Origin of the sequence: Prevotella sp. ICM33 (assembly GCF_000517825.1) — a bacterium.
GTDB classification, from domain to species: Bacteria; Bacteroidota; Bacteroidia; order Bacteroidales; family Bacteroidaceae; genus Prevotella; species Prevotella melaninogenica.
The window spans coordinates 1-12,646 of sequence record NZ_JACD01000071.1; the positions used below are offsets into that span (position 1 = coordinate 1).

Consider the following 12,646-nt stretch of genomic DNA (forward strand, 5'->3'; position numbering starts at 1 on the left):
TTCTTTTTAGACTTGCCAAAATATATGCCTATCCCCACTAAATATCTACTGTCCCGTAATAAACTTATACAAATAAGTCTTTCAATATTTGGAGTGACATAGACTCCCTAACAAGAGAAACTATTACACATATTACAAGGATATTTTTATTTTAGTTTGCTGTCACTTTTAACATTTCGCATAACCTCACTGATAATTAAATAGTTATACAGCAATTTTATGTGACAGTAATGACAGCAAATTGAAAACGATTTCGAAACATAAAACAGCATCTCCTAACATCTTTTATTTTCTTATGGGCATCTTGTTTGTCTTTGTAGCTTAATGTAGCCCACTACGCCTGCAGCCCAAAGACAAACGATCTGCTCGACAATAAAACAAAATATATTTAGCCTCTAATGAATGATTTGGGTTAAAAACGACATTCTAACGATTTTCTCCTTTATCAATCTCCCCACTATTATTCCCCTCCACAGTCAAAGATATGTAATAAGATCCATTTGTTTACCAATTATTTTCTATATTTGCAAAAGAAAGAAATACCTAAACGGAATGGATATATACATTATAAAAAAGAAGTTGGGCAGTAGAAAAGAATTAGGAAGGCACCTTGTAGAAATTGATGAAACCATCAATACACTCGGGGCTTTACTCTACATCTTAACCCAAAAAGGCCTAACAGAAGCGCAGACCCCAAAAGAGAACCACGCTTTGTCCGAAAGTGAAATTGCCGAACAGGCTGAGGAAGGACGCATCCGCTTTGCTGAGAACTATGGTGAAAACCACGACACAATGGCAAAAGCGATGGAACGAACAAAGCAGGCATACGATGATGGTCTCTTCAAAGTATTTATCAATGGTGAAGAAGTAACGGAATGGAATGCCCCTATCATCCTCTGCCAAGGAACAGAAGTCATCATTCTCAGACTTACAATGCTCACAGGTCTTTATTTTTAAGGTTAAACTTAGAGAGAAAATTGTGAGGGGAAAAGTATTAGATTCAGCAAAGATCACTACTTTATAAGTCTTATTAACCAGCAAATTCGCATTGACTGGAACGTATTTACCATCTAAGAACTTATTGAAAGGAATAAAATATGAAAACAAAGAAGGAGTTACAGGAACACTGTCAACAATATATCAATAGCATCAACCTATCCCAATGCAATATATGGGAGAAAAGATTTGTAAACTCATGCAAGGAAGAAGACTATCAATTCAATTACTACCGAAATGTTTTTTACAAAGGTTATGACGAAGAGAAGATTCCTTTCCGTACCATAAAGGAACTTATTTCTGCAGGTGCAAACCTCCCTCACATTCTTCCAAAGAACTATTCCCAGCTTTTAGAACTACATTTAAAGCAGCTTAAAGAACTCTCTCACACGAAAGGTATCTATCGTATAGATGTAAGAAAAGGCATTGATTTACAGGAGATAGCAGATGATATATCTGACACAATGCGTGCCTTCTTTGCCGCAGCTGCCTACGGTCTCACGATTGACGAGCTAATCCGTGGACAATACCCTGATATAACCAGCTATTACCTTTCATTTACTCCTGTACTTACAGCTGCCATCCAGCAGGGAAAATCAGAAACTATTGATGCAGTAAAAGAGGTACTGACCAGTGAAAATAACGTCGGAATCCTTACGCAAAGCCTCATCACAGCCATAGAATCTAATAATAACGAGGAGTTGCATACCCTCCTCCTCAACGTGCTGAGAGCTGCAAAACTACAAGAGGGTCTGCGCCAGAGTATCGTAGAATGTGGTAATGAATACAGCCTGACATTCTATAAACGAATGCTGGATGTCATTGCCGAAGAAGGTCTTTTGCGTTATAGTTCCGTTAGACGATCTGTTCAGACGTGGGCTGGTATCGGCTACGAGTCTGTTTCCGACAAAGATATCAAGACTATCTTCGAGGGCATTCATCTGTTCTTGACTCACCCAGAGGAACGAGTAAAAGCCTATACGGGTCCGAATGCACTACTCGTTTACATTGCTTTATATACGGCTGGTGCTGAGGATTTCAGTATTGCACAGCGTGATGCCTTACAGTTAATTGATGGCGACACCCCTCTCCAGAACCGTATTGCAGCCATCTACTATCTTGACCGTTCAAGTCATTTCAAAGTTACTGACCACTTCGAGTTCTTTGCAAAGCATCTGGATGATCCTTTCACAAAGGCTTTCTTCATAGAACAATTAAGTTGTACAGCCAGGGAGGAGAGGTATGAATATGGAAAGGTTGACTGCGTTTCGGGAAAGCAACGTGAACTTTACCAAAAGTTTTTTGATGAGATTGCGAAATGGGAGAAGGAGGTTAAGAATAACACGGACTTCACTTTCAAAGGCTTTGAATGGTTCAATATCCGTCTTTCACGCGAACACTTCATCAATGCTCTGTGGGTACTTGCCAGCCAAATGAAGACACAGGAAACGATTGACCATATTCTTCTTGAGAAGATGCCTAACTGGGGAGTGCATTTCATAAGATATTATAACTATAGCCAAGAGGATGAGAAAAAGAAACCTTTATACACCTTTATGAAGGAATATTACCCTTTAGGCAGTCCTGAAGCACGTCGCCAGTTCCTTGTTAAGAATATCTTTGGCTATGAAAAAGATGGCTTTGCCTTCCTCTTGACCTTCTTCTACAAGGAAGAATTTACTACAACAGATATCAAGGAGATAGAGAAGAAACTAAAATCCAAGGTTTCTGATACACGAAGTATGGCTGTACGTGTACTGCTTACGTTGCCCTACGAACAGCTGAAAGCATCATACGAACGTTTGCAGACAACGAAGGGAGACTATATAACAGCCGCTTTGACTGAGCTTAGGGAAGGTAGCAAACAGCTTACAAAGGACTTTTCTTCTACAAGTAAGGAGGCAAATACAACTGCTCCTACAACCTATCCCGGAGCAGAAGGTGGTTACGGTCTATACAAGACGGGGGACATTCCGACCATTAAGCTATCTGATCCTTTCCTAACAGAGAATGATTCGCAGTCGTTCCTTAGTAAGGTATTCAATAAGATTACTGGCAAGAATCGTGCAGACGCAGGCTCTGTCTTTACCTACACCATTGACGAACTTCACAAGCTATACACCGAACTGGAAAAGATTATAGAGGACAATGCAGACAAGGAGTATAAGAACTATTGGGGAGGAACCCAAACAATTGGTGACAGTTATCTTTCCTTTACGTCTGACGAGCATACCCTTGATACACTCCCTTATCCTGAACTCTGGAAAAGTTTTCTGGCAGATCATACTCTCAAGGATGAAGATTTGTTGGGTATCTACTTAATGCTATTAGTACTTGAAGACAGCTATAGCACCGAATTCGTAGAACTTGATGCTGACAATTATCCATTCAAGAACAAGAAAAGCATTGAAACGTGGAAGTATGGCAGCCACTTCCGACTCATCGTACAAGCATTGCTCAACGATTTAGAAAAGAAGACTCCTTCCCTACTTTTCTCTCAAGCCTACTCCATTCTGGCGTTGATATTCTTCCATTGTCCAACCAACAGATACACAAGGATTTCCAGTTACGGTTCAGATGATGATGAACACGTATTCAATAGCGAACTCTTCCAGACTGCAATGAGATACGCAAGAAACTGTTGGAGAAATGAAGAAGAGTTCAAACTCTTTGCAGATATGTCAATGGCAATGTATGGGAAGTATGCGCCAATAGCCCGACTGGATAAGAACCTATACTGTTCATACTATACAATCGATGCACTAATATTGTCGCGTTACAACCTTCAAGGTAAGCTGTCTGACGATGCCTTTATGGAGTTACTGCTGAATGACGAAGGAGAAGAACTACGTAATGCAGGAGATTATATCTATAATACACGAGGTCACCGACTTACTTTACTATATGAAGATGATAAGAATGTTGACGCACGTTACGGCAAAGAGACTTACAAGAATCTGGAGAGAATCATCAATAAGATTGCTCAACACCTCTTCAAAGTTGAGATGACGCGCCTCAATGCACCGACAACAGCCTCTAATATCATCATCCGTATAAGTAACGCAATGGTACTTCAGGGTGCTGAATATATGGTTACGGCAATGAAAGCATTGGGCAAAGATCACCTGATAGCAAGTAGCTACGGCACTGAAAAGCGTGCAGTGCTAACCGATATCATTGAGCGTACCTTCCCACTCGAAACAGATACGCCAGAAATACTTAAGACAATCAAAGACGACAGACTCTTAGAGTTGGCGTATTTTGCACCGCAGTGGGTTCCACTTATCAAAGCGTATCTCAACTGGGAGGGCTTCGATCTTGCCTATTACTACTTCATTGCACATACTAAGGAGATGGGCGAAGACGAGAAGAGGGCTGCAACGGCACTCTTCACCGACCTCGACCCAGCTGACCTTGCCGATGGAGCCTTTGACGAAAAACTCTTCCACGAGGCTTACACTGTGGTTGGTGAAAAGCGTTTCGACCTGTTCTACAAGGCTGCACGATACATCGGAAACAGCAACTATCACAGTCGGGCACGTCGCTTTGCAGACACGGCACTCGGCAAGATAGACGAAGAAACCATCACAGAACAGATACACTCCAAGCGCAACAAGGATGCCGTATGTTCATTAGGACTGATTCCAGACAAAAGCGACAAGGCTTTGCAACGACGCTATCAGCTTATACAAGCCTTTCTGAAAGAGTCTAAGCAGTATGGCGCACAGCGTCAAGCATCAGAGAAGAGGGTATGCGAGATTGCCTTACTCAACCTCTCACGCGGTGCAGGATATGCTGACCCGATACAGCTAACGTGGAGTATGGAGAGCCAGCAGGTGACTGACAACGCTGCTTTCCTACAAGGAATAGACGTGGAGGGATACACACTGAAACTACAGTTAGCAGAGGATGGCACCAACAAACTCATCATTCAACAAGGTGAGAAGGTGCTGAAAACGGTACCTGCAAAGATTAAAAAGCACCCTGACTACCTCAATATTGCCGCTATGGGCAAGGAGTGGACGAAGCAGAGAAAGCGTGCCCGCACGATGATGGAGGATATGATGATACGCCAGACACCATTACGTCCACAGGATGTAAAGGTGATTGCTGAGAATCCTATCGTCAGTCCGATGTTCCGCTTGCTACTCCTTCGACAAGGAACAACCACAGGCTTCTATACCAACGAGGGACTGGAGACGCTTGATGGTATCCAGAAGATAAAAGCTGACAAACCGATTACTATCGTCCATGCCCAGCAACTCTATGCCGATGGCATGTGGTCAACATGGCAAAACTTCGTCTTCAGCAAGAAGATTGTACAACCTTTCAAACAGATATTCCGTGAGATTTACATCCCAACACCTGATGAAGCAGAACAAAACGAGTCACTTCGCTACAGTGGATATCAGATTCAGGTGAAGCAGGCTGCAGCTGCATTGCGTAGCCGTGGGTGGAGTGCTGACTATGAAGGAGGGTTGCGCAAGGTATTCTATCGCCAAGGTATCTCTGTTGAACTCTATGCACAAGCCAACTGGTTTACTCCTGCTGATGTGGAAGCTCCCGCCATAGAGTATGTCTACTTCTCATCTACACGTACTTACAATCGACTAAAGATTGCGGATATTGACCCAATTCTCTACAGCGAGGTAATGCGTGATGTAGACATGACGGTTAGCATTGCCTTCGTCGGTGGTGTCGACCCAGAAACAGGAAACTCAACGAAAGAACTGCGTGCAGCTATTGTCAAGTGTACTGCTGACTTAATGAAGTTTAAGAATGTAATAGTTTCTGACAACTTTATTCACGTCAAAGGCGCACTTGCCGACTATACTATCCACCTCGGTTCGGGCAATGTGCGTCAGGTTGGTGGCGTAGAGATTCCTATCATCCCTGTACACAGTCAGCACCGTGGGAAGCTCTATCTCCCATTTATGGATGAAGACCCAAAGACCGTGGAGATTGTTTCCAAAATGGTACTCCTTGCAGAAGATAACAAGTTGAAAGACCCAACAATTCTAAAATGGATTAAACGAGAATAGCGTTAAGACCTATCCCAAACCCCTCTGACTATGGTAAAGCATAGCCCAAAAGGCTATCCATAGCATTGTATTTAGTGCTCCGCACCATTGGTGCTAACGACTCGCACCAATGGTGCGGAGCATCAACACCACACGTGCGGAGCATCAACAGAATAAAAGAAGATAAGAAACTGACTTCTTTTTGACCTGATTCTTGCATATAATAATATGATAATGACTAATGTATATAGGAAGAAAAATATTAAACCCAAATATCACAAGAAACGGTCATTATAAACAATTGCTTCAGAAAAGCACCACAAACAGTGGTCTACTAAACTCCCAAAAGAAGATTAAGCAGACAAGTAATCTACGCTGTGTACACTCATCACTTCAAGATTGAGCTTTCTGCAGCCTTCGATTCATACTTAGGAGAATGGTTAACCTTCTTACCATAGTCAAGAGAATAGGCTACTTTTACAGAAGCAAAAGAATTATCCCGCTCGCTAACATTATGCTCATAACACTGGTAGTTAGAGGTGAATAAACTTCGTGTGCGCTTATTTCCTTGTATAAAGAGATTTCGTGCAGTGACGATTACTGACAGATTTCCGTGACTCCACTCTGCTGACAAATCATAGAGGAATGGTAGGTGTACACGTTCCTGACAACCCATCAAATCCTTGCGAGCCGTCTGTGTAGAAGCTGAGAGCGAGAAATCACCCAAATAATAACCGGCTTCCATACGTGCATAAAAGTATCCTAAACGCTCGTCGGCAGCTCCGCTTACACGGTAATAATCATATCCGCCCTCCCATTTCACATTGAAATCACTCACAGGCTTCCACGTTGCAGAGAGCAACAGTTGGTACTGATGATAGCGTGTATCGCTCGAATAAGTATTTATCAATCTGTTATTATCTTTTAGAAAAACATTGGCAATAGCATTACTCATATATTCATAGTTGGCAGAAAGTAAGGCATACCATTTCTTAAAGTTGACAGAATAAGTCAAAGCAGGACCAAGCAGCGTGGAATTATCCATCGTAGGGTTACCACGACGCACCAAGACACGATCTACCTGCTGCTCTGCAGCATTCACAGTATTCAGCGTCGGAAACGTATTTCCTAAGGCAAAGAACAGTTGTAAAGCCTGATGCTGATTTGGACTCCACGAGAACATTGAGTAAAAACGTGGTGTCAGATGTGTCACCTCCTGCTCTCCACGCAACTTGTAAGCAAGGTAAGACACACCAGGACGAGCCACCAACATTACCTTTCTCCCCCACCGCTTCGCATAATCAACAAAAAACAAGGATTCAGAAGACCTCAGATGCTGCAGACTCGGAGAACTACCTCTATACTCATCTTGACTTATCTTCAAGAATTCAATCAGACTAAACGTTAGATTATGTCCCTTGGGAAGAGGCATCACATAGCTTGAATTAAAGTTTAGATACGTATAATCTTCTTTCACATCACTCAAGAAAACCCTGTCTTCAAGGCTATTACGCTTATAAGTATTACGTGCATAATAACCATCCAATGAACATTCAAGACTCTTTCCACCCTTGAAATTACGATTAAAGTAAAGGGAAAGAGTGGGTTTTACAGTCTTATCATGCTCGAGAACATTATTCGTAAACGACAAAGGAACGGTATAGCCCGTATATATCAAACTACCATTCAAGACATCATCACGCCTTGTACTAACTTCAACACCGCTTCTAATCATCCACGTTGTACGCTCCGTCCTCCGACTAAGACTGACATTAACGTAACGACCGATACTCTTCATATCAGTATCATACGCTGCTTCTTGTTTATGAATAGGGTTATCCAGCAGATAATCTGTCGTAGTCTCACCGTAAACCTTAGGGTTCTGTACACTGCTACCTGCCCATAGATTAACATTATAATGCCCAAGACTATACTTTGAGCTAAGGTTGTAATCACCCCTCAGATAGCCTACTCCCTGCAAAGCATCCACTTGTGTATAACCACCCGAAGTATAAGTCTTAACAATATAGTTTATCACAGCCTTGTCGTTAGCATACTTTCCCGAAGGCATATCATAGTATTCTACATGCAGGATATCCTTTGGACGTAACGAAGTTATCTCTCTCACAGAAGCCTTCTTACCATTGATATACAGCGTTGCCGTACCTACTGGCGTTATTATAACACCATTCTCTGTATCCACATTGACGCCAGACAACATCATATTCCTTATAAGCTCAAATCCGGAATGAGCATGTTTCCGCTGTTTCGGAGTAGGAATACAGTCGATATAATCCACCTCTCGTTTCGCCATATCACCTGCAACAACCACCTCCTTCAGCTGAACATTCTTTGATACAGAATCAGTCTGTGCAACAGCAGGAAGTGTCATCACACCAAAGATCACACAAATTATTTTCCTTCTATCCATCTTACTGCTATTTTTCAGTCGTATACAAGCATATATGACATTATATTTAGGCTTTATAACTATCGTCACAAAGTAAGAAAATAAATAAGAAAAAAGCAAGTAAAAAGTTGACAAATGTTATTGAGAAGTAATATTTTTTGCTCTAATTATATTCTACAATAGACTGAGAATGAATAGTATTTACGAAATACAGATATCATCTCATCATTGCAAAGCTGTATATTTCCTCTACATGCTATAGCTTCGCACGGGATCTGCTGATAGTAAACGTATTTCATGCCGCACCTTAACATAAAATTAAAAGGCCATATACACAGAGGCTAAAACAAAATTCTCCTACACATTATAAGTCAACAAAAAGACATATATAAGCCGGTGATGAAATATTACATAAAACGGATATCAATAAAAAAAGGATGCTTTTGAGGTTTCTCTAAAGCATCCTTTTCTTTTATATGATAAGGTTATTTTACTGCATATCGTAAACTACCTGCATAAGTTTCTTACCTAACGCATCAGCAGCCTCCATAGTGTTAGCCTCGCTGTAAACACGAATAATAGGTTCTGTATTTGATTTACGAAGATGAACCCAAGCATCAGGGAAGTCGAGCTTAACGCCATCAATATCAGTTACCTGCACATCCTTCTCCTGTCCATAAAGTTCTTTCACACGCACGAGGATTGCATCAACATCTGTATCAGCTGTAAGGTCGATACGATTCTTTGCTATGAAATACTCTGGGAAAGTCTTGCGAAGTTCGCTTGCCTTCAGTCCCTTCTGTGCCAAAGAACTAAGGAAGAGCGCAATACCAACAAGGGCATCACGACCATAATGGCTTTCTGGATAGATAACACCACCATTACCTTCACCACCAATAACAGCACCGACTTCCTTCATCTTTGTGGTAACATTCACCTCACCTACAGCAGAAGCATAATACTTACCGCCATGCTTCTCTGTTACGTCACGCAAAGCACGAGTTGAAGAGAGGTTACTAACAGTGTTACCCTTCACATGCTCGAGGATATAGTCTGCCACTGTGACGAGTGTGTACTCCTCACCATACATCTTACCATCCTCCTGAATGAATGCCAAACGGTCTACATCAGGGTCTACAACGATACCCAAATCATAACCACCCTTGGCTACCTCGTCCATAATGCCTGTGAGGTTTGCTGCAATCGGCTCTGGATTGTGAGCAAAGTCGCCTGTTGCTTCTCCATTCAAGAACTTATATTCAACCCCTAAACGATCGAGAAGCTTAGGCAGGATAACACCACCAACAGAATTGATAGAATCAACTACAACACGGAACTTACGATTCTTAACAGCCTCAAGGTCGAGCAATTCAAGGTTCATCACCTCTTCTATATGGCGCTCATCAAATGAATCGTCATCAGTATAACTACCCAAACCATCTACATCTGCATAGACGAAGTCCTCACGCTCTGCAATATCCAAGACCTCAGCACCATCAGCTGCAGTAAGGAATTCACCCTCCTCATTCAGAAGTTTTAAAGCATTCCAATGGCGTGGATTGTGAGAAGCAGTGATAATGATACCACCATATGCACCACTCATACGTACAGCCAACTCTGTTGTAGGTGTTGTAGCCAAACCGATGTTCACAACATCTGCACCAATACCCATCAGCGTACCGCAGACAACATTCTTAACCATTGGACCAGAGATACGTGCATCACGGCCAACAACAATTTTTAGCTTCTTTCCAGGGTGCTTACGTGCAATAAAAGTAGCGTATGCTGAAACAAATTTAACAATATCCAGCGGGTTTAGCGTATCCCCCGCACGACCTCCGATAGTTCCACGAATGCCGGAAATAGATTTAATAAGCGTCATACTTAAAATATGTTTGAAGGGTATTCCCCTTATTGTTCTCTTGCTTTATTAATTTTTCTCGCTCTATTCTTTTACTTCTTCTTTCTTCACCGCCTATTAAAGACCTCTCTGGAAAGTAAGGTCATAATAGCAAGGATAGACTGCCTTTGAAGCATTAAGCTGTCCCTGCTGTGAAGGAACGATAAGTCTCACGTGTGACAACTTAGATGAAGCATTAACCAATCTACCAAGAGCAATATAAGGCATTGGGACCAACCAACCTGCTGGTACAGAAGTACTCTGATAGATGTCAGCCATCACACTGGAAGTAGGGTCAAATGAAGCGGTGTATGTTCCACTTGTGTTTGTTACAGACATCTTGTCAACCTTAGGACCAAAGACGAGGAACTGATTAGATAACTGCAGCGTATCTGTAATAAGGTTGCGCTCGCTAAAACGGCAGAGGACAGTGGCTGTCTCACCTTTTTTAATTACTTCGCCAGTCCCTTTCTCAACAATCTGCATGTAAACACCAGTATTAGGGAAAAGAACATACTGATTCTTCGTTGTATCTGTAGTATTTCCTTGTTTAGCAAACTGCTCTTCACTAATTACTTTTATACCTTTCTTGACTATAAAAGAGTTTATCGCTTCAGTCTCTCGCTCCAACTGATCAGCATAAGTCTCAGTCTTATTACATGAACTAAACGCCAACACTGCAGCTAATACAACAAGGAGAAAATTTATCTTCTTCATTCGTTTTCTTATTTTAATATGTTGTGCAAAGATAAGAAAAAGTATTTAGAAAGGAAAAATAAGAAGTAAGAAAATATATTAAGGTAGGTTGTAAAAAGAAACTTTATAGTAGTTTTATCACTTAGAATCCCTATTTTTCAGGTTCTTCTGTTAAACCCAAATCGGTCATTAGACCACAATATGTATAATTCTTATTAGTTGGGCTCACAAAGGAGGATAACTGCACAATAAAAGACAAATAGATATTATCACTATCCTTAATCTACAAATAACTTATGCTCATATCATTATCTCTTTGTAAACTATTTTCACGTAACTCAAAACCAATACATGCTCTTTTGGCTTCTAAAAGATGCCTAATTGACTTGCAAAAGGTGCCCTTTAAGACTCTTACTAACGCCCTTTTGAAGTCCAAATAAGCACCTTTTACGTTAATACTTTATAACTAATTGATATTCTGTTTATTACAAAGCTATCACTTGTTTATGCTTTTGGCGTTATTTATGAATATTTTATTTGAAATTATGTAATGAATTTTCAAGGTGTTGTCGGTGACTTTTCGAGTATTAAAAAGGATATAATGGAAGATGCGCTTATAGTTACAAAGAAAGGAATCAGCTAAATTACAATAAAAAATGGGAGCTATCTACCAAAACTATAGACAGCCCCTACTCTTTTCTACATATTCCTCTGTACAATAGATATTTACATCATTTTTAGAGAAGATGAGGAAGATGCTCCTTCACAAATTGTTCACCTAATCGGAAACCTTCCTCATAAAGATGCTCAAGCTTATCAACATCTTTCTCCATTCGTCCTACAACAATAGGTTCTTCTGGACGAATAACAAGTATCTTACCTTGTTCCTCCAACTCATCCACCAAGTCGAGTTGACGGTTGTATGCCTCTATCCTACGGCTCAGAGCAACACGTAAACGTGGATAGTTGCGATAGATAAACTTGGGTTGTTTATGGTCACGTCCAGTATCTCGCCAACCTTTGTTACGCGTACTGATAACCACATTCGTATCGTGTCCAGTCTCTATAGAACGCAGTATAGGAATAGAGTCAACAATACCACCATCCAATAACTCCTTACTATCCACCTCAACAATCTTACTAACGTAAGGAAGACTTGAAGAAGCACGTGCCAATGCATTAAGACGATGCGTATCACCTGACGATTCTGAGAGATATTCTGCAAAACCAGTCTGACAGTTTGTTACCACCATCTCAAAGATATCCCCATTCCTACAATTACGGAAATATTCTTCATAATCAAAAGGAATAAGCTCATAAGGGAAACGATGATAAAGTAAATCTGGGTCGAAAATACATCCCTGCGTAACGAGATGGCGCAAGCCTATGTAATCATACTTGGCAAGCATATCAATATTAGAAATACGAGCACGACGCGGTTGACGACTGGCATACGACAAACCATTACATGCTCCTGCAGATACTGCAACGATGTAATGAAAATAGAGCTTATATTTCATGAAAGCATCCAAAACACCAGAGGTAAATACACCACGCATCCCTCCTCCTTCTAACACTAAACCCGTATTCCTATCTATTTGCATAAAATCTCGTTAAAAAACA

7 protein-coding genes are annotated in these 12,646 nt (G+C 41.0%); 2 read left to right on the forward strand and 5 right to left on the reverse strand.

Going from position 1 to position 12,646, the window contains the following annotated elements; all coding sequences use genetic code 11:
* Positions 1–552 precede the first annotated feature (552 nt).
* Both HMPREF1505_RS07910 and HMPREF1505_RS07915 read left to right on the forward strand, forming a co-directional pair.
* Positions 553–957 carry a hypothetical protein gene (locus HMPREF1505_RS07910; RefSeq protein ID WP_036924665.1) on the forward strand — a complete coding sequence of 135 codons (405 nt, stop codon included), beginning with the start codon at positions 553–555 and terminating at the stop codon, positions 955–957.
* Between the two features lie 140 nt (positions 958–1,097).
* Entirely contained in the window at positions 1,098–6,038 is a 4,941-nt protein-coding gene (locus HMPREF1505_RS07915; protein ID WP_036924397.1) for a DUF4132 domain-containing protein, read from the forward strand.
* A 28-nt stretch (positions 6,039–6,066) separates the two neighbouring features.
* On the opposite strand, the gene HMPREF1505_RS13165 is transcribed toward HMPREF1505_RS07915, so the two are convergent.
* The 5 genes from HMPREF1505_RS13165 to HMPREF1505_RS07935 form a co-directional block, all read right to left on the reverse strand.
* Positions 6,067–6,237 (reverse strand): hypothetical protein, encoded by a 171-nt coding sequence (locus HMPREF1505_RS13165; RefSeq protein ID WP_155948929.1) that lies wholly within the window; start codon positions 6,235–6,237, stop codon positions 6,067–6,069.
* A gap of 168 nt (positions 6,238–6,405) precedes the next feature.
* Positions 6,406–8,448 carry a hypothetical protein gene (locus HMPREF1505_RS07920; RefSeq protein ID WP_036924399.1) on the reverse strand — a complete coding sequence of 681 codons (2,043 nt, stop codon included), beginning with the start codon at positions 8,446–8,448 and terminating at the stop codon, positions 6,406–6,408.
* Positions 8,449–8,917: 469 nt separating this feature from the next.
* The gene (gene glmM / locus HMPREF1505_RS07925) at positions 8,918–10,309 is read right to left on the reverse strand and encodes a phosphoglucosamine mutase (RefSeq protein ID WP_036924403.1); all 1,392 of its coding nucleotides are present in this window, start codon (positions 10,307–10,309) and stop codon (positions 8,918–8,920) included.
* Between the two features lie 96 nt (positions 10,310–10,405).
* Positions 10,406–11,044: a DUF4827 domain-containing protein gene (locus tag HMPREF1505_RS07930; protein WP_036865518.1), complete on the reverse strand. Its 639-nt coding sequence runs from the start codon at positions 11,042–11,044 to the stop codon at positions 10,406–10,408.
* Positions 11,045–11,760: 716 nt separating this feature from the next.
* Positions 11,761–12,627 carry a patatin family protein gene (locus HMPREF1505_RS07935; protein WP_036924405.1) on the reverse strand — a complete coding sequence of 289 codons (867 nt, stop codon included), beginning with the start codon at positions 12,625–12,627 and terminating at the stop codon, positions 11,761–11,763.
* Positions 12,628–12,646 lie beyond the last annotated feature (19 nt).